We start from the raw sequence: 25605 nt of genomic DNA, 5'->3' as shown, positions 1-25605 counted from the left end.
ACATTCGTGGAAAGGGAGGTCCGCTATGTCTGATGCAAGCTATGACGCCGGCAGAGAGGCGAGGGTTCACGCCGTCGATGAGGTGCTGCCGGCACCCAAGCTCATCACTCTTGGTTTCCAGCATGTGCTGGTCATGTATGCGGGCGCGATCGCGGTTCCGCTGATCGTCGGGCGGGCGCTGAACCTGCCCCCCGAGGAGGTCGCGTTTCTGATCTCGGCCGATCTGTTCGTCTGCGGAATCGTGTCGATCATCCAAAGCTTTGGTGCGACGCAGTATTTCGGGATCAAGCTGCCGGTGATGATGGGCGTGACCTTCGCATCCGTAGGCCCGATGGTCGCCATCGCCACCTCGATGCCCGGTCACGAGGGCGCGCGGGCGCTTTTCGGATCGATCATTGCGGCGGGGATCATCGGCATCCTGATCGCCCCGGTCATCAGCAAGATGCTGCGGTTCTTTCCGCCGGTCGTGACAGGCACGCTGATCCTGACGATCGGGATCAGCCTGATGCCGATCGGCATCAACTGGATCTTCGGGCTTCAGGTCGGTCCCACCGCGCCAAATGTCGTCGATCCGGAAGCCGCCGCATGGCTGGAAAGCGCGCGTGCGGCAGGCGACGTGCCCGCCAGCGTGGCCTTGGCCGCGACGGTACCGAACCCGCTTTACGCGTCGGGCCGCAATATCCTGATCGCGTTGCTGGTGCTGGGTACGATTCTGGTCGTGTCGCGCTATGCCAAGGGCTTCCTTGCCAATATCGCCGTTCTGGTCGGTATCGCGGTCGGCGGCGTGGCGGCGGCAATGTTGGGCATGATGCATTTCGACAAGGTCGCCTCGGCGCAATGGTTCGCGCTGATCAAGCCGCTGCATTTCGGGATGCCGACCTTTGATCCGATCATGATCCTGACCATGCTTCTGGTCATGCTGGTCACGATGATCGAATCCACCGGCATGTTCCTGGCGCTTGGCGACATGTGCAAGAAACCCATCACCCAGAAATCGCTGGCCGCCGGTCTGCGGGCGGACGGGTTGGGGACGGCAATCGGTGGGTTGTTCAACACCTTTCCCTATACGTCCTTCAGCCAGAATGTCGGGCTGGTCGGGGTGACCGGCATCCGCTCGCGCTATGTCTGCGTTGCGGGGGGCGCGATCATGATCGTGCTGGGACTGATCCCGAAGATGGGGGCGCTGGTCGAAAGCCTGCCGACCACCGTTCTGGGCGGCGCCGGGTTGGTGATGTTCGGCATGGTTGCGGCGACCGGGGTGCGGATCCTCAGCCGCGTGGATTTCGCGGGCAACCGCCACAACCTGTTCATCGTGGCCATCTCGATCGGAATGGGCATGATCCCGATGATCGCGCCGCATTTCAACCAGTGGATGCCGCACGCGATCCATCCGCTGATCCATTCGGGCATTCTGTTGGCTGCGATCACCGCGGTGCTGCTGAACTGGTTCTACAATGGCGCACCAAGTGTCGATGAGGCCGAAATGCGCGAGGCGGGTCATGCAGCCGACATCTGATCGGCTGCTGATAAGGGGCGCCGAGGTCGTCGTTACCATGGACGACGACCGCCGCGAGATCGCGAATGGCGATGTGCTGATCCAGAACGGAAAGATCGTCGCGGCGGGCCAGGGCCTGCCGCGCGACAATGCGCAGGTGGTCGAGGCCGAGGGCTGCGTCGTGACGCCCGGTCTGGTCAACACGCATCATCATCTGTTCCAGACGCTCACCCGCGCGGTGCCTGCGGCGCAGGACGCGGCATTGTTCGGCTGGCTGAAGACGCTTTACCCGATCTGGGCGCGGATGACGCCCGACGACATCCGCCTGTCCGCTGAAATCGGGCTGGCAGAGCTGGCGATGTCAGGCTGCACCTGCTCGTCGGACCATCTCTACATGTATCCTAACGGGTCGCGGCTGGATGACAGCATCGAGGCGGCCACGAATATCGGCATCCGTTTCACCGCCACGCGCGGCGCGATGTCGATCGGCGAAAGCAAGGGCGGCTTGCCCCCCGATCAACTGGTCGAGGACGAGGCCGCGATCCTGAAGGACAGCGAACGTGTCGTCGATGCCTATCACGATGCAGCCGAGGGGGCGATGGTGCAGGTCGGGCTTGCCCCGTGCTCGCCTTTCTCGGTCAGCCGCGAACTGATGCGTGACGCCGCCGTTCTGGCGCGCGAGAAAGGCGTGCGGTTGCACACCCATCTGGCCGAGAATGACGAGGATATCCGTTATTCGCTGGAGAATTTCGGCATGCTGCCGGGCGATTACGCCGAAAGCCTGGGCTGGACGGGCGATGATGTCTGGCACGCCCACTGCGTCAAGCTGTCGGGTGACGAGATCAATCTGTTCGCGCGGACCGGCACCGGTGTAGCGCATTGCCCCTGTTCCAATTCGCGTCTGGCCAGCGGCATCGCCCCGGTCCGCGCGATGCGCGATGCGGGTGTGCCGGTCGGACTGGGCGTGGATGGATCGGCCAGCAATGATTGCAGCCATCTGGGGCTGGAGGCGCGGCAGGCGATGCTGGTTGCGCGACTGCGCGACGGGCCCGGCGCACTTGGTGCGCGCGAGGCGCTGGAGATCGCGACGCGCGGCGGGGCGCGGGTGCTGGGGCGGCGCGATATCGGTGCCTTGATGCCCGGAATGCAGGCCGATCTGGTGCTGTGGGATGTCGGCGAACTGGCGGCCGCCGGCCAGTGGGACCCTGTCGCCGCGCTGGTCTTCTGTGCCCCGGTTCGCCCGCGTGCGGTCTATGTACGAGGCAGGGCGGTGGTCGATGATCATCGTCTTCTGACCGCCGATACCCGCGATCTTCAACGCCGCGCGAAAAGCGCGGTTGCGCGGCTGGCAGGCTGAGATGCAGGCGTGGCGCCTTTACGCGACCGCACCGACCGACAATCATTATTGCCAACGGATCATGACAAGACAGGCCCTCGCCATTGGCGGGGGTCTTGCTGTTTCGCGACCACAGGCGGCACTTCCATCCGTTCCCAAGCGGGATTTTCCACGAAATCTTAAGACTGCCTTGCTTACAGGCTATCTCGCCTGTGGCCACGGATCGGTTATCAATCTGGCAGCGATAATCAGGGGAGGCGCAGATGCCGGGTTACCTGACAACCCATGTTCTTGATACCGCCCGCGGCACACCTGCCGAGGGCATGGAGGTGGTCCTGTACCGCCGCGATGGTGACAACCGCACCGAACTGGCGCGGCTTATGACCAATGCCGATGGCCGCACCGACCGGCAGATCCTGCCAGAAGACCAGTTTCGGACCGGCACATACGAGTTGGAATTCCATGCCGGCGCGTGGATGGACAAGACCGGCGTGCCGGCCGAAACTCCGCGTTTTCTTGATATCATCCCGATCCGCTTCGGCATGTCGCAGCAGGACCACTATCACGTCCCGCTGCTGATTTCGCCGTTCGGGTTTTCGACCTATCGGGGGAGCTGAGCGATGATTCCCGATTATGTCGTCATCTGGGAATGGCTGGCCTTCGCGATCCGCTGGCTGCATGTCATCACGGCCATCGCGTGGATCGGCAGTTCCTTCTACTTTGTCGCGCTGGATCTTGGTCTGACCAAGGCCCCCAACATGCCCAAGGGCGCGCATGGCGAGGAATGGCAGGTCCATGGCGGCGGCTTCTATCACATCCAGAAATACCTGGTCGCGCCCGAACGGATGCCCGAACATCTGACCTGGTTCAAATGGGAAAGCTATGCGACCTGGCTGTCGGGTGCGGCGCTGCTGATGGTCACCTACTGGGCTGGCGCGAACCTGTATCTGATCGACCCGGCCAAGATGGACCTAGCGACCTGGCAGGCGATTGCGATCTCGGGCGGGTCGCTGGCGATCGGTTGGCTGATCTATGACACGCTGTGCAAGTCCAAGTTGGGTGAGACGCCGACGACGCTGATGCTGCTTTTGTTCGTCGCGCTGGTCGTGATGGGCTGGGGGTACGATCAGGTCTTCACCGGACGCGCCGCGCTGCTGCACCTGGGTGCGTTCACCGCGACGATCATGACCGCCAACGTGTTCCTGGTCATCATGCCGAACCAGCGGATCGTCGTTGCCGACCTGAAGGCCGGGCGGGCGCCCGATCCGAAATACGGCAAGATCGCCAAGCTGCGTTCGACGCACAACAACTACCTGACCCTGCCGGTCGTGTTCCTGATGCTGTCGAACCACTATCCGCTTGCCTTCGCCAGCCAGTACAATTGGCTGATCGCGGCGCTGATCTTCCTGATGGGCGTGACGATCCGGCACTTCTTCAACACCATGCATGCCCGCAAGGGCGACCTGTGGTGGACCTGGGCGGTGACGGCGGTGCTGTTCATCATGGTGATGTGGCTCAGCTCGATCGGTCTCAATCAGGACAGCTACGAAGAATCCGAGGCGCGTGCCCTGTCGCCGATCGAACAGCGCTTTGCCGAGGCAGAGGGATTTGATCAGGTCAGTGACATCGTCATGGGCCGCTGTTCGATGTGCCATGCGCGCGAACCGGTATACGAAGGCATCTATCACGCGCCTAAGGGGGTCTTTCTAGAGACCCCCGCCGACATCGCCCGCGCCGCGCGTGAAATCTATGTTCAGGCCGGGCTGACCGATGCCATGCCGCCCGCGAATGTCAGCTTCATGGAACCCGACGAGCGGCGGCAGGTGATCCGCTGGTTCCGCGAGGCCGGCGGGGCCGATCTGGCCGGCATGTAGATGCCGGTCGGAATTTTTTCGCTTAACGGATCGCGCGCGAATCGGTAACAGGATCGCGATGTCGATGCGAATCCTGCGCCTTGTCCTGTTGCTGGGGGTGATCCTTGGCGTGGTGCTGCCGAAAACATCGGCGGCACTGGCCGATCTGGGATTGTCCGGCGGCGAGACAGTGGTGATCTGCACCGGCCACGGCCTGCAAGAGATTTCGCTGTCCTCCGAAGGAACACCTGCGAAGGCGCCGGCGCCGCATGAGGACGCGCCCTGTCTGCTGGTGCACGCGTTGGACAGCGTGTCCCAGGTTGCGCTGCCGGTGTGGATCACGCTGGCGCGCGAATTTCATCCTGTCGAAACCACCCATCTCTGGTCGGGCGATCATTACGCGCCGACCCGTTTCGCCCGCGCGCCACCGCGCGGCTGACCCTTCTTGCGATCAAGAACAGCGAAACCTGCACCCGCCGCTTGAGGCGGCTTCGGGTGTGACCGGAGATGAATGATGACATATGAAACTTCTGCGCCGCAGTCTGCGGCTGCAACGACTGGGGGCGCGGCGTCGGCGGCCGATCCCGGCCGGGCGACCAGGCTGTATCGCGCCGCGTGGCGCTGGCATTTCTATGCCGGGGTCTTTGTGATCCCGTTTTTCCTGATCCTTGCGGTGACCGGCATGATGATGCTGTGGATTGCCTGGATCGATGGTCGCGACGGCGAAAGGACCGCCGTGGTCCCGCAGGGCGCACCGGTCGCGGTGTCGGTTCAGGCCGATGCCGCGGTTGCGACGGTTCCGGGCGGGCAACTGGTTCAGTATGTCGCACCGCGATCTCCCGACCTTGCCGCGATCTTCCGCGTCGATGATGCAGACGGTGCCGCGCAGATGGTCGTGGTCGATCCGTATCGCGCCGCCGTGCTGGAACAGTTTCCCCGCCGCAGCGGCTGGTATGACTGGGCCGATCAGATGCATGGTGGCCTGCGGCTGGGTGTCATGGGCGATCGCGTGGTCGAGACCGCTGCGTCGCTTGGGATCGTCCTGCTGGCGACCGGATTGTATCTGTGGTGGCCGCGCGACGGCTGGGCTGCCCGCGCCTTCGTGCCTCGCTTGCAGGCGAAGGGCCGCGCGTTCTGGAAATCCTTGCACGGGACGGTCGGCATCTGGATCTCGGTCTTCCTGCTGTTCTTCCTGATTTCGGGTCTGTCATGGTCGGGCGTGTGGGGTGAAAAGCTGGTCCAGGCATGGTCCAGCTTTCCTCCGGGAAAATACGGCGACATCCCGCTGTCCGAAGACGTCCATGCGACCATGAACCACGGTCCGAAAGAAGTGCCCTGGGCGCTGGAACAGACCCCGATGCCGGCGTCGGGCTCCGAAGCGGGACAGGCTGGCGTTACTGGCGCGGTCGATATCGACGGCGTCGATGCGCTGGCCCGCCGGATCGGATATGAAGGCCGATACCAGTTGAACCTTCCGCAAGGCGACACCGGCGTCTGGACTCTCAGCCGCGATTCGATGAGCACCGACAGCGTCGATCCGACCAGCGACCGCGTGGTGCATGTCGATCAGTTCAGCGGCAAGGTGCTGGCAGATATCCGCTTTGCCGACTATTCCTTGATGGGCAAGGCGATGGCGGTCGGAATTGCCCTGCACATGGGCACGCTGGGATTGTGGAGCGTGCTGGCAAACACCGCCTTCTGCCTGTCGGTGATATTCCTGTGCGTGTCGGGCGTGGCCATGTGGTGGAAGCGCCGCCCGGCGGGACAGCTTCGTCTGGCCGCCCCGCCGATGCCTGCAGACATGCCGCTGTGGCAGGGGGCCGTGGCGGTCGGCCTGGTGGTGTCGCTGGCCTTCCCGATGGCCGGGATCACGCTTGCGGCGGTACTGCTGGTTGACTGGCTGATCCTGTCGCGGGTGCCGGCGCTGAAACGGGCATTTGCCTGATCGGTCATGCCGCGATCCCGGGATCGCGGCATGATCTGAACTAGAAGATCTTCTTCAATTCACGAACCGCGAAATCTGCGAACATGCGCACCTTTGGATCCTGCAGCCTGCGATGTGGCGTCAGGCAACCGAATTGCGCGGGCAGGGGCGGTGCCTCGGGCAGGATCTTGATCAGTCTGCCCGAGGCCAGATCCTCGGACACCTCATAGAGCGGGCGATTGGCGATGCCATGTCCGCCCAGTGCCCAGGATCGCAGCACATCGCCGTCATCGGTGTCATAGCGACCGTTGATCATCATCTTCTGCTGACCCTGATCGGTCTGCAGAACCCAGAAGTATTCCGGGCTGCGGGGATAGCGCAGCAGCAGGCAGTTGTGATCCGCCAGTTCCTCGGGTTTTCGCGGCGTTCCGTGTTCGGCAAGATATTCCGGCGAGGCAACCAGGACGCGCGGCGCATCCGCGATCTTGCGCCATTTCAGCGCGGAATCGGCCGGCTCTCCCAGAAAGAAGGCCAGGTCGATGGCATCTTCGACGATGTTCACGTTGCGGTCGGACAATCGCAGCCTGAAATCCACGCCGGGATTCGCGTCGCAAAAAGGCGGGATCAGCGGTGCGATCAGTCGTCGGCCCAACCCCAGCGGTGCCGTCAGACGGATCACGCCCTGCGGTTTGCCCGAAAAGCTGCTGACCATCGCCTCGGCCTCGTCCAGCGTGTCGATGACGCGCCGGGCGTGATCATAGAAGGCGCGTCCGATCTCGGTCGGGGTCAGCTTGCGGGTGGTCCGGTTCAGCAGTCGGACCCCAAAACGATTTTCAAGATCCTTGATGCGGTTGGACGCCACGGCGGGGGACAGCCGCAGATCCCGCCCTCCGGCGGTGATCGATCCCAGTTCGACCACCCGGACGAAGACCCGCAGGCTTTCCAGATAAGACATTTTCTCCCCCGCTTTCAATGTTTCGTGTAAAGTCTTCCGTGTCCCGACCGATTTCGCAATCCTTTTTTACGACCTACTCTTCCAGACGGGTTCACAGCCAAGAGGGAATGCCATGACGCCCGAGTTGCGCTTTCTGCTGAATGACCGGGAAATCCGGCTGACCGAGGTCGGCGCCGCCGATACGTTGCTGGATTTCCTGCGCATCGACCGCCGCCTGACCGGCACCAAGGAAGGTTGTGCCGAAGGTGATTGCGGCGCCTGCACGGTCCTGCTGGGTCGGGTGACCGATGCCGGCCTTGTGTACGAGCCGATCAATGCCTGCATCCGGTTTCTTGCGTCCTGTCACGGCTGCCACGTTGTCACGGTCGAACATCTGCGCGGCCCCGATGGCGGGCTGCATCCGATCCAGGCGGCGATGGTCGAACATCACGGCAGCCAGTGCGGCTTCTGCACGCCGGGCATCGTGATGTCGCTGTATGGGCTGTGGATGACCAATCCCGACGCCGGTGTGACCCAAATCGAAGAGGCGTTGCAGGGCAATCTGTGCCGCTGCACCGGTTACGAACCGATCGTCAAGGCGGCGCTGGCCGCCGGCCGCGCGGGCGGGCAGGCGCAGGACGCGCTGGCCGCTGAACGTGACGCCGTGTCTGCCCGGCTGCGCGCGATGCAGGGCCAGCGGGTCGAACTGCGCAAGGGTGACGAACGCGCCATTATCCCCGCCGATGCGGACGATCTGGCCGCCGTGCTGGCTGACAATCCCAAGGCGACCATCGTTGCCGGTGCGACCGATGTCGGGCTGTGGGTGACGAAATTCATGCGCGACATCTCTCCGGCGGTGTTCATCGGCCATCTGATGAAAGGCGTCGAGGTCCGCGAGGGCGAGATCCGTCTTGGCGCGGGCGTCACCTACAGCGAGGCAGTGCCGCTGATCGCCGAACATGTCCCAGCCGCGCTGGACTACTGGCTGCGAATTGGCGGCTGGCAGGTGCGCAACATGGGCACGGTCGGCGCGAACATCGCCAACGGCTCGCCCATCGGCGACACGCCGCCGTTGCTGATCGCGCTTGGCGCGCGGATCGTGCTGCGCAAGGGCGACGTGCGGCGCGAGGTAGCATTGCAGGACTTCTTCATCGACTATGGCAAGCAGGATCGCGCGCCGGGCGAATTCGTCGAGCATGTGATCATCCCGATCCCGCAAAACGCCATTGTTGCCGCCTACAAGATCAGCAAGCGCCGCGACAGCGATATCACGGCGGTTGCCGCGGGCTTCTGCCTGAATGTCGAGGACGGCACCATCACCGAGGCGCGGGTGGCCTTTGGCGGCATGGCCGCGACGCCCAAGCGCGCGGCCCGGGCCGAGGCTGCGCTGACCGGTCAGCCCTTTGCCGCCGAAAGCTTCGAGGCCGCGGCGCGTGCCGTCGCGGATGATTTCACACCGCTGTCCGACTGGCGGGCCAGCGCCGAATACCGCAGCGCGGTGGCTGCGAACCTGTTCCGGCGTTTCTGGCTGGAACAATCCGAACCCGATCTGCCCGTGCGGCTGAAATACGCGGTGGGAGAATGACCATGAAAGACGAAACCATCATTCGCGGCGTCGCCCACAGCGACACCATCCATGACAGCGCCATCAAGCATGTCACCGGCCGGGCCGAATATACCGACGATCTGGCCGAGCCCTCGGGCTTGATCCACGCCTATCTGGGCCTGTCGCAATGTGCCCATGGCCGCATCACCGGTATGGATTTCACTGACACGCTGGCACAACCCGGCGTGCTGGGCGTGCTGACCGCCGAGGATCTGCCTGGCGTCAACGATGTCTCGCCCACCGGCAAACATGACGAGCCGGTGTTTGCCGAGGGCGAGGTGCATTTCTGGGGCCAGCCGGTGTTTGCTGTGATAGCCGAGACCCGCGATCAGGCCCGTCGGGGGGCGCACAAGGCCAAGATCAGCTATGATGCGCTGCCTCATGCGCTGGACCCGATCGCCGCGCGCGAGGCCGGGCATGGCTATGTCACCGAACCGTTGACCCTGCGGCGCGGCGATGCGGCCTCGGCCATGGACAAGGCGCCCCATCGGATCAAGCGCCGCTTTGAGATCGGCGGGCAGGACCACTTCTATCTTGAAGGTCAGATCGCCATGGCTGTGCCGGGCGAGGATGAGGATGTCCTGATCAACGTCTCGACCCAACACCCGACCGAGGTGCAGCACATGGTCGCGCATGTCCTTGGCGTGGCCAGTCATTCGGTGGTCGTGAATGTCCGGCGCATGGGCGGCGGGTTTGGCGGCAAGGAAACGCAGATGAACCTGTTCGCCTGCGTGGCGGCGGTCGCGGCGAAACGCTGGAACCGCGCCGTCAAGATCCGCCCCGACCGCGACGACGACATGACCGCGACCGGAAAGCGCCATGACTTCGTGGTCGATTACGAGGTCGGATTCGATAATGACGGCCGCATCCTTGCAGTCTCGGGCGACTGGTATGCGCGCTGCGGCTTTTCATCGGACCTATCGGGGCCGGTCACCGACCGCGCGCTGTTCCATGCCGACAACGCCTACTTCTACCCCGATGTCGAATTGCGCAGCCATCCGATGCGTACCAACACCGTCTCAAACACCGCGTTCCGGGGCTTTGGCGGTCCGCAGGGCGTGATCGTCGCCGAACGGATCGTCGAGGAGATCGGCTATGCGCTTGGCCGCGATCCGCTGGAGATCCGCAAGCTGAACCTCTACCAGAACGGGCAGTTGACGCCTTATCACCAAGAGGTCGAGGACCAGATCCTGCCGCGCATCTTCGAGGAACTTGAGGAGAGCAGCGAATACAACGCGCGCCGTCAGGATGTGCTGGACTGGAACGCGAAGGGCGGCACGATCCGCAAGGGCATCGCGCTGACACCGGTGAAGTTCGGCATCAGCTTTACCGCCACCTGGTACAATCAGGCCGGTTCGCTGATCCATATCTATTCCGACGGCTCGATCGCGCTGAACCATGGCGGAACCGAGATGGGGCAGGGGCTGAACACCAAGGTCGCGCAGGTCGTCGCCGAGGCGTTCCAGTGCGACATCGGCCGCATCAAGATCACCCGCACCACGACCGAGAAGGTGCCGAACACCTCGGCCACGGCGGCATCGTCGGGGACCGACCTGAACGGCATGGCGGCGCTGGACGCGGCCGAACAGATCAAGGCGCGGCTGATCGATTTCGTCGCCGAACGCTGGCAGGCGCCGCGCGACGAGGTCAAGTTCGTGCCCGGCCATATCCGCGCCGGCGACCACGAGATCCCCTTCGACGAGGTCATCAAGGCGGCCTATATGGCGCGGATCCATCTGTCGGCGGCAGGGTTCTACAAGACGCCCAAGATCCATTGGGACCGCGCGACGGGGCGGGGTCGGCCCTTCTACTACTATGCGTATGGTGCGGCGGTGGCCGAGGTTTCGGTCGATACGCTGACCGGCGAATATGTCATCGATCGTGCCGATGTGCTGCATGATGTCGGACGCAGCTTGAACCCGGCGATCGACCGGGGCCAGGTCGAGGGCGCGTTCGTGCAGGGCACCGGCTGGCTGACTTGCGAGGAATTGTGGTGGGACGACAAGGGCCGGCTGCGCACCCACGCACCCTCGACCTACAAGATCCCGCTGGCCTCGGACAAGCCACGTGTCTTCAACGTGAAGCTGGCGGACTGGGCGGAAAACGCCGAACGCACGATCAAACGCAGCAAGGCCGTGGGCGAGCCGCCCTTCATGTTGGGGATCTCGGTGTTCGAGGCGATCAACATGGCGGTCGCTTCGGTCGCGGGTTACCGCGAACCCGCGCGTCTGGATGCGCCCGCCACGCCTGAGCGGGTCCTGATGGCCGTGAACCGGCTGAAGGGATGATCCGGGTCCGGGTCATATCCGCGCGCGGATCGACCCCGCGCGACGCCGGCGCTGAAATGTTTGTCGCGGCCGACCGGGTTACCGGCACCATCGGCGGGGGCCAACTGGAATACATGGCCATCGACCGCGCCCGGCAGATGCTGGCGCGCGGCGAGACCGAGGCAAGCATGGACATCCCGCTTGGCCCCGAGATCGGCCAGTGCTGCGGCGGCCGGGTGCAATTGCTTCTGGACCGCCAAGGGCCGACACCCGAAGCGCACCCCAAGGTGCTGATCTTCGGCGCAGGTCATGTCGGACGCGCGCTGGCGCTGGCGTTGCAACCATTGCCCGTGCATGCCCGGCTGATCGATACCCGCCCCGAGGAACTGGCCCAGGCTGCGCCGGGGTTGGACACGCTGCTGACCGCCTTGCCCGAGGCCCAGATCCGCGCGGCCGATTCCGGAACCGCGGTGGTCATCGTGACCCATGATCACGCGCTGGATTTCCTGCTGGCCGCCGAATCCCTTGCCCGAAACGATCTGGCCTATGTGGGCATGATCGGCAGTGCCACCAAGCGCGCGCAATTTTCCCGTTTCGCGCGCGATCGTGGCCTTGACCCCGCGCCATTGACCTCCCCGATCGGCGCGGGGTTTTCGCCCGACAAACGCCCGGCGGTGATCGCCGCCTATACCGCCGCCGAGCTGATGGCCCGGCTGACCGCAGCTTCTTCCTTGAAAAAGATCTCATGCAACAGCTGATCCGGGGCCGTGTCCTCGACTTTCACGCCGATCCTGCCGATACGCAGGACAATCACCGCTTCCTTGAGGACGGGGCCATCCTGATCGAGGATGGCAAGATCCTTGCCGTGGATGACTACACCACGCTGGCGCGGCCTGATCTGGCCGAGATCGACCACCGTCCGAACCTTATCCTTCCGGGGTTCATCGACCCGCATATCCATTTTCCGCAGGTGCAGGTCATTGCCAGCTGGGGTGCGCAGCTTCTGGACTGGCTGAACACCTATACCTTTCCCGAAGAGGCACGATTTGCCGATCACGCACATGCGACCCGGATGGCGGGCCTGTTTCTTGACCAGTTGACCGCGCATGGCACGACCACGGCGGTCGCCTTCTGTTCCGTCCACGCGACTTCGGTTGAGGCCCTGTTTGCGGCTGCCGAGGCGCGCGACATGGCGATGGTGGCGGGCAAGGTGATGATGGATCGCAACGCCATTCCCGAGGTTCAGGATACACCGCAGCAGGGCTATGACGACAGCAAGCGCCTGCTGCAGAAATGGCATGGGCGCGGCCGCCAGCGTTATGCAATCACCCCGCGCTTCGCCATCACCTCGACCCCCGAACAGATGCAGGCGACCGGCGCACTGGTTCGCGAGCATCCCGATTGCCATGTCCAGACCCACATGTCGGAAAATCTGGACGAGATCGATTTCACCCTCAGCCTTTATCCCAAGGCGCGGGACTACCTGGATATCTACGAAACACATGGTCTGCTTTCCGACAGGTTGCTGCTGGGACACTGCATCCATTTGCGCGAACGCGAAATCGCCCGCATGTCGGAATCCGGCAGCCGGGCCGTGTTCTGCCCGACCTCGAACCTGTTTCTGGGATCGGGCCTGTTTGACGAGGCCGGGCTGCGCGCCGCGGGCATCCTCAGCGGCATCGCCACTGATGTCGGTGGCGGCTCCAGTTACTCGATGCTGCAGACCCTGAACGAAGGCTACAAGATCCTGCAGCTGCGCAACCAGAAGCTGCATCCGCTGACGGCGTTCCACTGGGCCACGCGGGGGAATGCGCTGGCATTGGGCATGGCGGATCGGATCGGCACGCTTGCGCGAGGCAGCGATGCCGATCTGGTGGTTCTGGACGCACGCGCCACACCGGCGATGGCCCTACGTGCCGAACGCGCCGAAACCCTTGCCGAGGAATTGTTCATTCTTCAGATCATGGGCGACGATCGCGCCGTCGCGCAGACCTATGTGGCCGGCAAGCCCATGAAAAAAACCGACTAGATCAAATCGCGCGCGCCTCTCTCTTGGCGGGTCCCGTTGCATCGGCTATCCCTGAAATGGGACAAGGCAGGCGGGGCGCGTCGTGCATTGGCACGGCGGATCGTACAGCCTGCGGGCGAATCGTCCTTGGGAATGTCGCCGGAGTCGGCGGCGTGTGGCAAAAGGGGGCGCGCGGGGCGTGTTCGAGGGGTCTTTGAATGAGTAAGATTACACCGGTTCTGATGGCGGGCGGGTCTGGCACCCGTCTGTGGCCCGTTTCGCGCAAAAGCTTTCCCAAGCAGTTCGCCCCGCTGATCGGCGAGGAAACATTGTTTCAGGCCTCGGCCAAGCGGTTGTCGGGTGCGGGCTATACCGATCCGATCGTCATGACCAACGCCGATTTCCGCTTCATCGTCGCCGAGCAGCTGGACCAGATCGGCATTGCGCCGGGTGCGATCGCGATCGAACCTTCTGGTCGCAACACCGCGCCCGCGGTTCTGGCCGCCGCGTTGATGGTCGCAGCCGAGGATCCTGACAGGCTGCTGCTTGTCGCGCCTTCCGATCACGTCATTCCCGATGCCAAGGCCTTTGCCGCCGCGGTCGAGGCCGGGGCGAAGCCGGCCCTTGAAGGGCGGATCGTGACCTTTGGAATCGCGCCCGACAGGCCCGAGACGGGTTACGGCTATCTGGAACTGGCCGGTCAGGGCGAGGGGCCGCAACCCCTTGCCCGTTTCGTCGAAAAACCCGATGCCGCACGCGCGGCCCAGATGCTGGATCAGGGCAATTTTCTTTGGAACGCGGGGATCTTCCTGTTCAGCGCCAGGGCGATGATCGAGGCATTTCGGGCACATGCGCCAGAATACCTGGATCTGGTGCAAGCGGCGCTTGACCAGGCAAGGACCGATATCGGGTTCCTGCGTTTGGCGCGCGATCCCTGGGACAAGCTGCCGGACAATTCGATCGACTACGCGGTGATGGAAAAGGCCGACAACCTGACCGTCGTGCGGTTTTCCGGGCGCTGGTCGGATCTGGGCGGCTGGGATGCGGTCTGGCGCGAGGAATTGGGTCGCCATCCGTCCGACGAGGGCGTGGTTGCGGATCAGAACTCGACCGCCATCGATTGCAACGATGTCCTGCTGCGGTCGGACAGCGATGATCTGCAGGTCGTCGGCATCGGGTTGCGGGATGTAATGGTGGTGGCGACCGGCGATGCGGTGCTGGTTGCGGACAAGTCGCGTGCGCAGGACGTCCGTCAGGCGGTGACCGCGCTGAAGAAGAAGAACCGCAAGCAGGCCGTGGCGTTTCCGCGCGATCACCGCCCCTGGGGCTGGTTCGAGACGCTGGCCCTGGCCGACCGTTTTCAGGTCAAGCGGATCGTGGTGAAACCTGGCGCTGCATTGTCGCTGCAAAGCCATGTGCACAGGTCGGAACACTGGATCGTGGTCAGCGGCACGGCAAGGGTCACGGTGGACGAGACCGTGACCCTGGTGACGGAAAACCAGTCGATCTATGTGCCCCTTGGGGCCGTTCACCGGATGGAAAACCCCGGCAAGGTTCCGATGGTCCTGATCGAGGTGCAGACCGGCAGCTATCTGGGCGAGGACGACATCATCCGCTATGAGGATGTCTATGCCCGCGACAGCAAGGACTAGTCACTAAACAGATGACGGGCCAAGCGGCGCGCGGCGATCAGGCCGCGCTGACCGTCCTGGTATAGTTCAGCACCGGTGCCAGCCAGCGCTCGGTTTCTTCCAGCGTCATTCCCTTGCGCGCCGCGTAGTCGCGGGCCTGATCCTCTTCGATCTTGGCCACGCCAAAGTAATACGCCTCGGGGTGACCGATATAGAGCCCCGAGACCGAACTGCCCGGCCACATCGCCATGCTTTCCGTCAAGGTGACTCCGGTCGCGGCCTCGGCGTCCAGAAGCCGGAACAGGGTGGTCTTTTCCGTGTGGTCCGGCTGCGCAGGATAGCCGGGGGCGGGGCGGATGCCGTCATAGGGCTCGGCGATAAGTTCCGATGGGCTGAATCGTTCTTGCGGGGCATATCCCCAGTATTCGCGACGCACACGTTCATGCAGCATCTCGGCCATCGCTTCGGCAAAGCGGTCTGCCAGCGCCTTGACCATGATCGCACCGTAATCGTCGTTTGCGCGTTCGTAGCGTGCCGAGATTTCGGTTTCCTCGGGGCCTGCGGTCACGACGAACGCCCCTACATAGTCGCGGCTGCCCATGGGCGCGACGAAATCGGACAGCGCGACATTCGGCCGGCCACCGCGTTTGGTCACCTGCTGGCGCAAAGTGTGCAGCGTGGCCAGCGGTTCGTTGCGGTCGTCACCGGTGAAAAGCCGGATGTCGTCGCCCACCGTATTGGCGGGCCAGAAGCCGACAACCGCGCGCGGTCGGAACCACTTGCCCTCGATGATGCGGGCCAGCATGTCCTGGGCGTCGCGGAACAGGTTGCGCGCAGCCTCGCCCTGTTTCTCGTCGTCCAGAATGCGCGGATAGACGCCTTTCAGCTCCCATGTCTGGAAGAACGGTGTCCAGTCGATATAGTCCGCGATCTTGGCCAGATCCCAGTCGTCAATGACGCGGCGTCCCAGGAACTGCGGCGTCTGCGCCTGCCAGCCGGTCCAGTCCACCTTGTAGGCATTGTTGCGCGCGGCCTGCAGGGACAGTCGGCTTTTCGCGGCCTCGGCGCGTTCATGGCGATCCGCGACATCGGCGTAATCGGCACGGATTCCGTCAATATAGGCCTGTTGCTGCGCCGGGCTGAGCAGCGAGGACACGACCCCGACGGCACGGCTGGCATCGGTGACATATACGGCGGCACCCTTGTGATATCGCGGCGCGATCTTGACTGCGGTATGGATCTTCGAGGTCGTCGCGCCGCCGATCAGCAGCGGCACGACAAAGCCTTCGCGTTCCATTTCCGCCGCGACGTGGACCATTTCGTCCAGCGATGGCGTGATCAGGCCGGACAGACCGATCACATCGACATTCTCCGCCCGCGCGGTTTCCAGGATCTTCTGCGGCGGCACCATCACGCCAAGATCGATCACCTCGTAATTGTTGCAGGCCAGAACGACACCGACGATGTTCTTGCCGATGTCATGGACATCGCCTTTGACCGTTGCCATCAGCACCTTTCCGGCGCTTTCACGTTCCGTCCCGCCATTCAGGCGTTTTTCCTCTTCCATGTAAGGCAGCAACACCGCAACAGCCTGTTTCATCACGCGCGCGGACTTGACCACCTGCGGCAGGAACATCTTGCCGGCGCCGAACAGGTCGCCGACGACGTTCATCCCGGCCATCAACGGTCCCTCGATGACGTGCAGCGGGCGTTCGGCCTGCTGGCGGGCCTCTTCGGTGTCGGCCTCGATATACTCGGTGATGCCGTTGACCAGCGCATGTTCAAGTCGCTTTTCGACCGGCAGTTCGCGCCAGGACAGGTCCTTTTCTCGCTTTTGTCCGCTGCCATCGCCCCGGAACCTTTCGGCGATCTCCAGCAGCCGTTCGGTCGCATCGTCGCGGCGATTCAGCACCACGTCTTCACAGGCGTCGCGCAGCTCCTGATCGATCTGGTCATAGACCGCCAGCTGCCCGGCATTGACGATGCCCATGTCCATGCCCGCCTGGATGGCGTGATACAGGAACACCGCATGCATCGCCTCGCGCACGGGTTCGTTGCCGCGAAAACTGAAGGACAGGTTCGACACACCGCCCGAGACATGGGCGTGGGGCAGGTTCTGGCGGATCCAGCGCGTCGCCTCGATGAAATCGACGCCGTAGTTGTTGTGTTCCTCGATCCCGGTGGCGACGGCGAAGATGTTCGGGTCGAAGATGATGTCCTCGGGCGGGAAGCCCACCTCTTCGGTCAGGATCTTGTAGGCACGGGCGCAGATCTGGATCTTGCGTTCCGCCGTGTCGGCCTGACCCTGTTCGTCGAAGGCCATGACCACGACCGCGGCGCCATAGGCCAGACAAAGCGCGGCCTGTTCGCGGAACTGGTCCTCGCCCTCTTTCATGCTGATCGAATTCACGACCGGCTTGCCTTGCACGCATTGCAGACCAGCCTCGATCACCTCCCACTTGGAGCTGTCGAGCATGATCGGAACCCTCGCGATGTCGGGTTCGGCAGCGACCAGGTTCAGGAATTCGACCATGGCGGCGCGGCTGTCGATCAAGCCCTCATCCATGTTGATGTCGATGATCTGTGCACCGTTCTCGACCTGATCGCGCGCCACTTCCAGCGCGGCGGCGTAGTCGCGGTTCTTGACCAGCTTGCGAAACCGGGCGCTGCCGGTGACGTTCGTGCGTTCACCGACATTCACGAAAGGAATGTCGGAGGTCAGCACAAAGGGTTCCAGGCCGGACAGGCGAAGCTGACGTTCAGGCATATTCGGGCACCTTTCGCGGGCTGAATTCGGCCACCGCCTCGGCGATGGCGCGGATATGGTCGGGCGTTGTGCCGCAACAGCCGCCGACCACGTTCACCAGACCCTCGCGGGCGAATTCGGCGACCTGAACGGCAGTGTCCTGTGGGCCCTCGTCATATTCGCCAAACGCATTTGGCAGGCCGGCATTCGGATAGGCGCAGATCAGCGTGTCAGCCACACCCGAGAGTTCCGCCAAATGTGGGCGCATCGCCGCGGCGCCAAGTGCGCAGTTCAGACCGACCGTCCAGGGCCGCGCGTGGCGGACAGAATGCCAGAATGCGGTCGGCGTCTGACCGGACAGGGTACGGCCCGACGCATCAGTGATCGTGCCCGAGATCATCAGGGGCAGCGCCTGACCATGCGCCTGCATCGCCTGCAGGCAGGCAAAGATCGCGGCCTTTGCATTCAGCGTGTCGAAGATCGTCTCGATCAGCAGGATATCCGCGCCGCCTTCGATCAGCCCCGTCGCCTGCTGCAGATAGGCGACACGCAATTCCTCGAACGTGACGGCACGATAGCCGGGATTGTTTACGTCCGGACTGATCGACGCGGTCCGGTTCGTCGGGCCAAGCGCGCCAGCAACGAAACGCGGCCGGCCATCCTCTGCCGTGGCCCGATCCAGGGCGCGCCGAACCACGCGAGCGCCTTCGGCGTTCAGGTCGTGAACCGCCTGCTCAAGCCCGTAGTCGGCCTGTGCGATCGTCGTCGAGGAAAACGTGTTGGTCTCGACGATATCCGCCCCGGCGATGGCATAGTTGTAGTGGATCTGCTCGACGGCCTCGGGCTGGGTCAGGATCAGAAGATCGTTGTTGCCCTTTTGCGGGTGGTCGGAATGGTGCCGGCAGGCATGGCCGGATCCTCGCCCGATATAGTCGTCCTCGTCCAGCCCCAGATTCTGGATCTGCGTGCCCATGGCGCCATCCAGGATCAGGATGCGTTCGGCGGCAAGCCTGTTCAGGTCCTGAAAGGCAGCGGATTGTTTCAGTTTGCCGGTCATGGTCACACTCTTGCTGGGAAAGCCGGAACATAAAGATCGGCGGCGCTGTGCGCAAATTCATAATTTTCCAGAAGATGATGAGTCATTTCGATAATCGCGCGCTCTGTGCCACGTCAGCGCAACGGGATGCCGCGATCATCCTTCAGCGTCTTCAGCACGATTTCGGACCGCACCTGTGCGACCTGCGGATGTGGCAGCAGATGGCGGTGGATGAAGTCCGCGAAGGCATCCAGATCGCGCGCCCGGATATCAAGAACGTAATCAGCATCGCCCGACACCGAGAACGCGGACCGGATCTGTGGATGGCTGGCCACGAAGCGGGCAAAGTCGTCTTCCTTGCTTTGCCCGTGGCTGGACAGGTTGACCCGAATGATCGCCCGCAGCCCGAACCCAAGGCTGGTCGCGTTCAGGCGTGCGGAATAGCCGTCGATGATCCCGGCCTTTTCCAGCGCCGCGCGCCTGCGCGAACATTGCGACGCCGACAGGTTGACCACCTCGGCCAGCGCCGCGTTGGTCAGCGATCCGTCACGCTGCAATGCAGCCAACAATGCAATGTCAAAGCCATCCAGATCCATTTCGCGCGCCTGTGAGGTATTCAGTGCATGTTTCATGCAATCATGCCGCAGAAGTTCCGCGCTTCGCAAGCTTCGTGCATCGATCCCACACGATATTGAAACCATAGCGACAGGAACGCACCGAACAGGAGGAGCACATGGGCCCATTCCCGCATAATGCCCCGAAAGCCACGATTTCCAAGGCGAACCCGGCAGGCACCGACGGTTTCGAATTCGTCGAGTATGCCCATCCGCAACCCGAAAAGCTGGACAGGATCTTTCGTCAGATGGGCTTCGTGCCCGTCGCGAAGCACAAGTCCAAGGACATCACGCTGTATCGTCAGGGTGACATCAATTATCTGCTGAACGCCGATCCGGGCAGCCACGCTGCAGGCTTTGTCAAGGAACACGGTCCCTGTGCACCGGCGATGGCATGGCGCGTCGTGGATGCGCAGGCCGCTTTGAAGCGCGCGTTGGACCTTGGGGCCAAGGAATATGCGGGCGACGGCAAGTCGATCGAGGCACCGGCGGTCTATGGCATCGGCGGCTCGTTGCTGTATTTCGTCGACCGCTACGGTGACGAGGGCAGCGCCTACGAGGCCGACTTCGACTGGCTGGATGAAGTTGATCCACGGCCCAAGGGCTTCGGCTTCTACTATCTGGATCACCTGACCCACAACGTGATCCGCGGCAACATGGACACCTGGTACAAATTCTACCACGACACCTTCAATTTCCGCGAGATCAAGTATTTCGACATCAAGGGCAAGCAGACCGGCCTTGTTAGCCGCGCACTGACCTCGCCCGATGGCAAGATCCGGATTCCGATCAACGAATCCACCGACGATCACAGCCAGATCGAGGAATATATCAAGGAATACAAGGGCGAAGGCATCCAGCACATCGCCATTGCCTCGGACGATATCTATGCCGGCACGGACCAGATCAGCCAGGCTGGAATGGATTTCATGCCCGGCCCGCCGGACATCTACTACGAGATGTCGAAAAAGCGCGTCATCGGGCACGAGGAACCGATCGAACGAATGAAGAAACACGGCATCCTGATCGACGGCGAAGGTGTGGTCGGCGGCGGAGAGACACGCATCCTGCTGCAGATCTTCTCGAAGACTGTGATCGGGCCGATCTTCTTCGAATTCATTCAGCGCAAAGGCGATGACGGCTTCGGCGAGGGCAATTTCCGGGCGCTGTTCGAATCGATCGAGGAAGACCAGATCCGGCGCGGTGTCCTTGACGCCGCACCGGCCAAGTAGGGAGGATGGCCCCGCCGGAGGAGCGGCGGGGCCGGTTTGCATGAGTTGGCGTGATTACAGCACCGCCCCCGCGCCGGGAACACCGATCTGTGCAGCGATCGAGGTGACCGATGTCCACCCCGTGAGCCTCAGCACCGAGAAGGGTGAATTCCCCCTGCTGATGGTGAAGGATGCGGGGGGCTATCTTGCTTATGTGAATGCCTGTCCGCACCAGTATCTGCCGCTGAACTATCGGGGCGACCAGATGCTGTCGGCGGATGGCACGATGCTGCTGTGCACGGGGCACGGCGCACGTTTCGATCTGCGCACGGGCCGGGCGATCGAGGGGGCGGATTGCGGCCTCGATCCCGTTCCGGTGTCGCTGGAAAACGGCATGCTGGTGATCGGCGGATAACGCCGCCATTCGGGTTCTTTTTCGCGAATACACCAGCGGGGGTCCGGGGGCAGTCAGCCCCCGGCTTGCGCCAGCCGTCGGGCTGGCAGGTTGCTGAAATCAGAACCCGGCCTTGATCTTCTCGAACTCGGCCTGCTGGCGCTCGCGCTGCGCGGGTGAATTGGGGGTCTGCGCCAGGATCGGGGCGTCGACCGGCCCAAGCCCTTCCTTGACCGCCGGATCGTCCTCGATCGTCGCCATCGCCTCGGTCGAGGTGTGGCCATAACCGATCGTGTCCAGCAGCGCGCGTCCGGCGGACGGCTCCAGCCAAGCGTTGATGAAATCATACGCCTTCTCTTCGCTGCCCGGCCCGTCCTTCAGGTTGATGAAGCCGCAGAAGAAGGTCGATGATCCTTCCTTGGCCTCGCGCTGGAATGCGACGGGATAGTTGTCGGCCTGAAGATACACCACGCCATCGTTCCACGACCATGCCACATCCACCGCACCCGAGGCCATCAACTGCGCCTGTTCCGACGGGTCGGACCAGTAGGCTGCCACGTTCTGATGCGCCTGGCGAAGCCAGTCGGCAGCCGCCTGGAACTGTTCTTCGGTCACATCGGTCCAGTCCGTGGTGCCGGTGGCCAGATAGGCCAGCGCCCAGACGTCGTCGGGGCTGTCGGGCAAAGATGTCCGGCCCTGATATTTCGGATCGACAAAGACCTGCAGGGTCGAGACATCCTCGGCGGGGACGGTCTCGGGATTATAGGCGATGGCGGTCGCGCCCCAGTCGGTCGGGATGTACCACACACCCTCGTCGTCCTTGTAGATCGGCGAATCCAGGAATTTCGGGTCGATCTTGTCGAAATTCGGGATCTTCGAGGTGTCCCACGGCTCGATCAGTCCGGCGTCGCGATACTTGCTGATCATCTGGCTGCACGGGTGGGCAACATCGGCCTTGAAGCCGGATGCGACCTTCTGGAAGGCTTCGTCATCGTCGCCATAAAAGGCGAAGGTCGGGCTGTCGCCGTGCTTGTCGACATAGCTCTGAAAGATCGAGGGCTCCTCGAAGCCCGCCCAGTCGAACACCGTCAGTTCGGGATCGGCGGCGAACGCTGGCATCGCAAGGGCGGACGCCAGTATTGTGGTTGTCAGCAAGCGCATGATGTTGGGCCTTCCTGTTGGTCCGTTTTCTTGAACGCTAAACGCGCGCCCGTGGTCGCGCAAGAGGATCGCACGACCCATCTGCCAGCCGCTCAGCGCATCCGCAGCGCCCCGTCCAGCCTTATCACCTCGCCGTTCAGATAGGGATTCTCGACCACGAAGGCGGCCGTGCGGGCGTATTCGGCCGGATCGCCCAGTCGCTTGGGGAACGTCACTTCAGCGGCAAGGCTGTCTTGCACGTCTTGCGGCAGGCCGCGCAGCATGGGGGTGCCGAAGATGCCCGGTGCGATCGCGCAGATCCGGATGCCCTGCGATGCCAGGTCGCGTGCGATGGGCAGTGTCATGCCGGCGATCGCAGCCTTGGACGCGGCATAGGCGGCTTGACCCTTCTGGCCGTCGAAGGCCGCGATTGAGGCGGTGTTGACGATAACACCGTTTTCCTCGCGGCTGTTGCGGGCCATCTCGGCGGCGGCTAGGCGCAGCACGTTGAAACTGCCGATCAGGTTGATCTCGATGGTTCGGCGAAAGCCAGACAGGCTGTGCGGACCGTCGCGGCCGACTGTCTTTTCCCCGGTCGCGATGCCCGCGCAGTTCACACAGACGTCGATGCGCCCCATTTCCCGCACCGCTTCGGCGATGGCTGCGGCGACGCTGTCCTCATCAGTGACATCGGTGCGGGCAAAGCCTGCGCCCATCGCGGCCGCGGTCTCTGCGCCGTCGGGATCCAGATCCAGTACCATCACGCGGGCGCCGCGGTCGCGGAAATGCTGCGCGGTCGCAGCGCCAAGTCCCGATGCGCCGCCGGTGATGATCGCGCGACTATGTGAAAGATCCATCTGTCCCTCCGTTGCCGGTTGCTGCGATCAAGACTTGCCACGCATCGCGCAGGTCTTCCAGAGCGCTGACGCGCTGTCCTGCACGAAGGGTGTGCAGGCGCATCTTCGGATGGATCTCGGTGGGCAGATGGATCTTGCGCCGTGCAGCCCGTGTGCCTAGCGGAACAGCAGCAGCGGGACCTTGCAGGACTGGATCATCTGCGTGGTGGTCGAGCCGATCATCAGGCTGCGGATCCGGCTATGGCCATAGGCGCCCATCACCAGCATGTCGAAGCCTTCCTCCTCGACAAGCTGGGCCAGTGCAGCTTCCGGTTGACCCTCGACACGGCGGCTGCTTGCATCCAGCCCCGCATCGCGCAGGGTGGTCGCCGCAGCGTCGATTTTCCGCTGACGCTCGGGGTCGGGGCCGCCGACCATCGCCAGTTCCAGAGACAGGTCACGGTAAAGCGGGCTGGTGGCCATATAATCCACGGCCTTTTGCGCCGAGGCGCCACCGTCGAAGGCGATCAGCACCTTGCTGACCGGACGGAACGCACGCGAGGCGACCAGAACAGGCTTGTGGCTGATCCTGGCGACACGTTCCAGGTTCGAGCCAAGATGACCCTTGGCGAAATCCGCAGCCTCTCCCCGCTTGCCGATCAGCACGACGCGGGTTTCGGATTGCAGATCCGCGACGGTGTCGATCAGGTCGCCATGCATCAGCCGGGTGGTGACATCGGTCGCCCCCGCTGCCTCGGTCAGCGCACGCGCATCGTCCAGAATCGCCCGCCCATGTTCGTTACTGATCCGGGCGCGCCGCGCGTCAAGTTCGGCCAGTTCCTCCAACAGCCTCGTCCGCGCGCCCAAACGGATCGAACCGGACAGATCCTGCGGGGCGGCACCCTGGCGACGACCCATCACATGCAACAACTGGACCGGCGCGCCGGTCCGCTGCGAGATCCAGGCGGCGTGTTCGCAGACGGATGCCGCGTAAAGCGACGCGTCCACAAGGGCTGTGATCTTCTCTGCCATCTCGGTCTCCTCGTTCAATGGGCAGCCAGCTGGTCCATGGCACCCGGCTTGTCATGAACTGCAAGCTTGTCCACGATCGTCTCGGACGCCTCGTTCATGCCGACCAGTTCGACATCAGCCCCGTCGCGGCGGAATTTCAGGATCGCCATGTCAAGGGCCTGCACCGAGCTGATGTCCCAGATATGCGCCTGACTGACATCGATCACCACTTTTTCCAGCGCTTCACGGAAATCGAAAGCGGCCATGAAATCCTCGACCGAGCCATAGAACAGCTGACCTTCAACTTTGTAGATCCGTTCGCGGCCATCGGCCGAGATCGTCGAGGTCACGCGGAAAAGCTGTGCGATCTTGGCGGCGAAGAAGATCCCCGACAGCAAGACGCCGACCAGGACCCCGATCGCCAGATTATGGGTGTAGACGACCGTCACGACGGTCGCCAGCATGACAACCGAGGACGACCGGGGATGCGTGCGCAGGTTGCGGATCGACGACCAAGAGAACGTGCCGATCGACACCATGATCATGATCGCGACCAGCGCCGGCATCGGGATCTGACTGACCAGATCACCCAGTCCGGTGACAAGGATCAGCAAGAATACCCCGGCCACGAAACACGACAGCCGGCCGCGTCCGCCGGATTTGACGTTGATCATCGACTGCCCGATCATCGCACAGCCCGCCATGCCGCCGATGAAGCCGGTGGCGGTGTTGGCCAGCCCCTGACCGATGCATTCCTGGTTGCGGTTGGACCGGGTGTCGGTCAACTCGTCCACCAAATTCTGCGTCATCAGGCTTTCCAGCAGCCCGACCACCGCGACCGCGACCGAATAGGGCAGGATGATCAGCAACGTGTCCAGGTTCAGCGGCACGTCCGGCAGCAGGAACATCGGCAAGGTGTCGGGCAATGCCCCCATGTCGCCGACGGTGCGCACGTCCCATCCCAGCATCAGGCTGAGCGTGGTCAGCACGACGATGGTGACCAGCGGCGAGGGGATCGCCTTGGTGATGCGCGGAAACAGGTAGATGATCGCAAGCCCCGCGGCGACCAGCACATAGGTCAGCGGCGGGACGTGGCGCGGATCCAGTTCAGGCAACTGCGCCATGAAGATCAGGATCGCCAGCGCGTTCACGAAGCCTGTCATGACCGATTTCGAAACATATCGCATGACGAAACCCAGCCGCAGCGCACCGGCGCCTATCTGGATCAGTCCGGCCAGCACCGTGGCGGCCAGCAGGTATTCCAGCCCGTGATCGCGCACCAGCGTGACCATCAGCACGGCGGTCGCGGCGGTCGCGGCCGAGATCATTCCAGGGCGCCCGCCGGTTATTGCAGTGATGACGGCAATCGAGAAGCTGGCGTAAAGCCCGACCTTCGGATCCACACCGGCGATGATCGAAAAGGCGATGGCCTCGGGGATCAGCGCCAGCGCGACCACCAGGCCTGACAGCAGATCGGCGCGGATATTGCCGAACCATTCGTTCTTGTAGGCGTCGATTGAAAACATGAATATCCATCCCTGACCGGGGGACGGCCCTCCCAAA

Annotated in this window: 21 protein-coding genes; 13 read left to right on the top strand and 8 right to left on the bottom strand. The window is 63.3% G+C overall.

The features are described 5' to 3' along the window. Window positions 1-25: 25 nt before the first annotated feature. From MU516_RS08510 to MU516_RS08485, 6 genes are all read left to right on the top strand, one after another. Window positions 26-1516 carry a nucleobase:cation symporter-2 family protein gene (locus tag MU516_RS08510; RefSeq protein WP_260276781.1) on the top strand — a complete coding sequence of 497 codons (1491 nt, stop codon included), beginning with the start codon at window positions 26-28 and terminating at the stop codon, window positions 1514-1516. Then, the gene (locus MU516_RS08505) at window positions 1500-2852 is read left to right on the top strand and encodes an 8-oxoguanine deaminase (RefSeq protein ID WP_260276779.1); all 1353 of its coding nucleotides are present in this window, start codon (window positions 1500-1502) and stop codon (window positions 2850-2852) included. Before MU516_RS08510 ends, MU516_RS08505 begins: the two co-directional genes overlap by 17 nt. A 242-nt stretch (window positions 2853-3094) precedes the next feature. Continuing rightward, a complete protein-coding gene (gene uraH, locus MU516_RS08500) occupies window positions 3095-3448 on the top strand; it encodes a hydroxyisourate hydrolase (protein ID WP_260276778.1) in 354 nt (117 codons plus the stop codon). Between the two features lie 3 nt (window positions 3449-3451). After that, window positions 3452-4705, top strand: a complete 1254-nt coding sequence (locus MU516_RS08495; RefSeq protein ID WP_425606833.1) for a urate hydroxylase PuuD — start codon at window positions 3452-3454, stop codon at window positions 4703-4705. A 58-nt stretch (window positions 4706-4763) separates the two neighbouring features. Continuing rightward, window positions 4764-5123, top strand: a complete 360-nt coding sequence (locus tag MU516_RS08490) for a hypothetical protein (RefSeq protein WP_260276776.1) — start codon at window positions 4764-4766, stop codon at window positions 5121-5123. A gap of 75 nt (window positions 5124-5198) precedes the next feature. Next, window positions 5199-6629 carry a PepSY-associated TM helix domain-containing protein gene (locus tag MU516_RS08485; protein ID WP_260277011.1) on the top strand — a complete coding sequence of 477 codons (1431 nt, stop codon included), beginning with the start codon at window positions 5199-5201 and terminating at the stop codon, window positions 6627-6629. Window positions 6630-6669: 40 nt separating this feature from the next. Here MU516_RS08485 and MU516_RS08480 read toward each other — a convergent pair whose 3' ends face one another. Then, complete coding sequence (locus tag MU516_RS08480) at window positions 6670-7563, bottom strand: LysR family transcriptional regulator (RefSeq protein WP_209055395.1); 894 nt, start codon at window positions 7561-7563, stop codon at window positions 6670-6672. Window positions 7564-7675: 112 nt separating this feature from the next. On the opposite strand from MU516_RS08480, the gene xdhA reads away from it, so the two are divergent. The 5 genes from xdhA (at window position 7676) to MU516_RS08455 (ending at window position 15075) form a co-directional block, all read left to right on the top strand. Beyond that, window positions 7676-9127, top strand: coding sequence for a xanthine dehydrogenase small subunit (gene xdhA / locus MU516_RS08475; protein WP_260276774.1), 1452 nt, complete (start codon window positions 7676-7678; stop codon window positions 9125-9127). Window positions 9128-9129: 2 nt separating this feature from the next. Then, the gene (gene xdhB, locus MU516_RS08470) at window positions 9130-11436 is read left to right on the top strand and encodes a xanthine dehydrogenase molybdopterin binding subunit (RefSeq protein WP_260276772.1); all 2307 of its coding nucleotides are present in this window, start codon (window positions 9130-9132) and stop codon (window positions 11434-11436) included. Continuing rightward, window positions 11433-12173, top strand: coding sequence for a xanthine dehydrogenase accessory protein XdhC (gene xdhC / locus MU516_RS08465; protein ID WP_260276770.1), 741 nt, complete (start codon window positions 11433-11435; stop codon window positions 12171-12173). Before xdhB ends, xdhC begins: the two co-directional genes overlap by 4 nt. Further along, a complete protein-coding gene (gene guaD, locus MU516_RS08460) occupies window positions 12161-13444 on the top strand; it encodes a guanine deaminase (protein ID WP_260276768.1) in 1284 nt (427 codons plus the stop codon). The genes xdhC and guaD overlap by 13 nt, the downstream gene beginning before the upstream one ends. Before the next feature lie 197 nt (window positions 13445-13641). Beyond that, window positions 13642-15075, top strand: coding sequence for a mannose-1-phosphate guanylyltransferase/mannose-6-phosphate isomerase (locus MU516_RS08455; protein WP_260276766.1), 1434 nt, complete (start codon window positions 13642-13644; stop codon window positions 15073-15075). Between the two features lie 37 nt (window positions 15076-15112). On the opposite strand, the gene metH is transcribed toward MU516_RS08455, so the two are convergent. The 3 genes from metH to MU516_RS08440 all read right to left on the bottom strand — a co-directional run bounded on the left by metH (window position 15113) and on the right by MU516_RS08440 (window position 19468). After that, window positions 15113-17821 (bottom strand): methionine synthase, encoded by a 2709-nt coding sequence (metH, locus tag MU516_RS08450; RefSeq protein ID WP_260276765.1) that lies wholly within the window; start codon window positions 17819-17821, stop codon window positions 15113-15115. Beyond that, on the bottom strand, window positions 17814-18857 hold the full coding sequence (locus MU516_RS08445; protein WP_260276764.1) for a homocysteine S-methyltransferase family protein: 1044 nt from the start codon (window positions 18855-18857) through the stop codon (window positions 17814-17816). Before MU516_RS08445 ends, metH begins: the two co-directional genes overlap by 8 nt. Window positions 18858-18970: 113 nt before the next feature. Beyond that, window positions 18971-19468, bottom strand: coding sequence for an Lrp/AsnC family transcriptional regulator (locus MU516_RS08440; protein ID WP_260276763.1), 498 nt, complete (start codon window positions 19466-19468; stop codon window positions 18971-18973). A gap of 101 nt (window positions 19469-19569) precedes the next feature. Here MU516_RS08440 and hppD point away from each other — a divergent pair, with 101 nt between their 5' ends. Next, the gene (gene hppD, locus MU516_RS08435) at window positions 19570-20682 is read left to right on the top strand and encodes a 4-hydroxyphenylpyruvate dioxygenase (RefSeq protein ID WP_260276762.1); all 1113 of its coding nucleotides are present in this window, start codon (window positions 19570-19572) and stop codon (window positions 20680-20682) included. 40 nt (window positions 20683-20722) lie between these two features. Further along, a complete protein-coding gene (locus MU516_RS08430; protein ID WP_260276760.1) occupies window positions 20723-21076 on the top strand; it encodes a Rieske (2Fe-2S) protein in 354 nt (117 codons plus the stop codon). A gap of 99 nt (window positions 21077-21175) precedes the next feature. Here MU516_RS08430 and MU516_RS08425 read toward each other — a convergent pair whose 3' ends face one another. The 4 genes from MU516_RS08425 to MU516_RS08410 all read right to left on the bottom strand — a co-directional run bounded on the left by MU516_RS08425 (window position 21176) and on the right by MU516_RS08410 (window position 25568). Continuing rightward, window positions 21176-22216 (bottom strand): ABC transporter substrate-binding protein, encoded by a 1041-nt coding sequence (locus MU516_RS08425; RefSeq protein ID WP_260276759.1) that lies wholly within the window; start codon window positions 22214-22216, stop codon window positions 21176-21178. A gap of 92 nt (window positions 22217-22308) precedes the next feature. Then, complete coding sequence (locus MU516_RS08420; protein ID WP_260276758.1) at window positions 22309-23052, bottom strand: SDR family oxidoreductase; 744 nt, start codon at window positions 23050-23052, stop codon at window positions 22309-22311. 156 nt (window positions 23053-23208) lie between these two features. Then, window positions 23209-24063, bottom strand: a complete 855-nt coding sequence (locus MU516_RS08415; RefSeq protein ID WP_260276757.1) for a universal stress protein — start codon at window positions 24061-24063, stop codon at window positions 23209-23211. Between the two features lie 14 nt (window positions 24064-24077). Then, the gene (locus tag MU516_RS08410) at window positions 24078-25568 is read right to left on the bottom strand and encodes a SulP family inorganic anion transporter (protein ID WP_260276756.1); all 1491 of its coding nucleotides are present in this window, start codon (window positions 25566-25568) and stop codon (window positions 24078-24080) included. Window positions 25569-25605 lie beyond the last annotated feature (37 nt).

Source organism: Paracoccus maritimus, assembly GCF_025195095.1.
In the GTDB taxonomy this organism is placed as follows: Bacteria; Pseudomonadota; Alphaproteobacteria; order Rhodobacterales; family Rhodobacteraceae; genus Paracoccus; species Paracoccus maritimus.
Note: the sequence above shows the minus strand (reverse complement) of the source record. Positions and strands in the feature narration are given on the sequence as shown.

Coding starts and splice junctions, on each gene's coding strand:
- MU516_RS08510 (WP_260276781.1), top strand. CDS start 26: ATGTCTGATGCAAGCTATGACGCCGGCAGAGAGGCGAGGGTTCACGCC.
- MU516_RS08505 (WP_260276779.1), top strand. CDS start 1,500: ATGCAGCCGACATCTGATCGGCTGCTGATAAGGGGCGCCGAGGTCGTC.
- uraH (WP_260276778.1), top strand. CDS start 3,095: ATGCCGGGTTACCTGACAACCCATGTTCTTGATACCGCCCGCGGCACA.
- MU516_RS08495 (WP_425606833.1), top strand. CDS start 3,452: ATGATTCCCGATTATGTCGTCATCTGGGAATGGCTGGCCTTCGCGATC.
- MU516_RS08490 (WP_260276776.1), top strand. CDS start 4,764: ATGTCGATGCGAATCCTGCGCCTTGTCCTGTTGCTGGGGGTGATCCTT.
- MU516_RS08485 (WP_260277011.1), top strand. CDS start 5,199: ATGACATATGAAACTTCTGCGCCGCAGTCTGCGGCTGCAACGACTGGG.
- MU516_RS08480 (WP_209055395.1), bottom strand. CDS start 7,563: ATGTCTTATCTGGAAAGCCTGCGGGTCTTCGTCCGGGTGGTCGAACTG.
- xdhA (WP_260276774.1), top strand. CDS start 7,676: ATGACGCCCGAGTTGCGCTTTCTGCTGAATGACCGGGAAATCCGGCTG.
- xdhB (WP_260276772.1), top strand. CDS start 9,130: ATGAAAGACGAAACCATCATTCGCGGCGTCGCCCACAGCGACACCATC.
- xdhC (WP_260276770.1), top strand. CDS start 11,433: ATGATCCGGGTCCGGGTCATATCCGCGCGCGGATCGACCCCGCGCGAC.
- guaD (WP_260276768.1), top strand. CDS start 12,161: ATGCAACAGCTGATCCGGGGCCGTGTCCTCGACTTTCACGCCGATCCT.
- MU516_RS08455 (WP_260276766.1), top strand. CDS start 13,642: ATGAGTAAGATTACACCGGTTCTGATGGCGGGCGGGTCTGGCACCCGT.
- metH (WP_260276765.1), bottom strand. CDS start 17,821: ATGCCTGAACGTCAGCTTCGCCTGTCCGGCCTGGAACCCTTTGTGCTG.
- MU516_RS08445 (WP_260276764.1), bottom strand. CDS start 18,857: ATGACCGGCAAACTGAAACAATCCGCTGCCTTTCAGGACCTGAACAGG.
- MU516_RS08440 (WP_260276763.1), bottom strand. CDS start 19,468: ATGAAACATGCACTGAATACCTCACAGGCGCGCGAAATGGATCTGGAT.
- hppD (WP_260276762.1), top strand. CDS start 19,570: ATGGGCCCATTCCCGCATAATGCCCCGAAAGCCACGATTTCCAAGGCG.
- MU516_RS08430 (WP_260276760.1), top strand. CDS start 20,723: ATGAGTTGGCGTGATTACAGCACCGCCCCCGCGCCGGGAACACCGATC.
- MU516_RS08425 (WP_260276759.1), bottom strand. CDS start 22,216: ATGCGCTTGCTGACAACCACAATACTGGCGTCCGCCCTTGCGATGCCA.
- MU516_RS08420 (WP_260276758.1), bottom strand. CDS start 23,052: ATGGATCTTTCACATAGTCGCGCGATCATCACCGGCGGCGCATCGGGA.
- MU516_RS08415 (WP_260276757.1), bottom strand. CDS start 24,063: ATGGCAGAGAAGATCACAGCCCTTGTGGACGCGTCGCTTTACGCGGCA.
- MU516_RS08410 (WP_260276756.1), bottom strand. CDS start 25,568: ATGTTTTCAATCGACGCCTACAAGAACGAATGGTTCGGCAATATCCGC.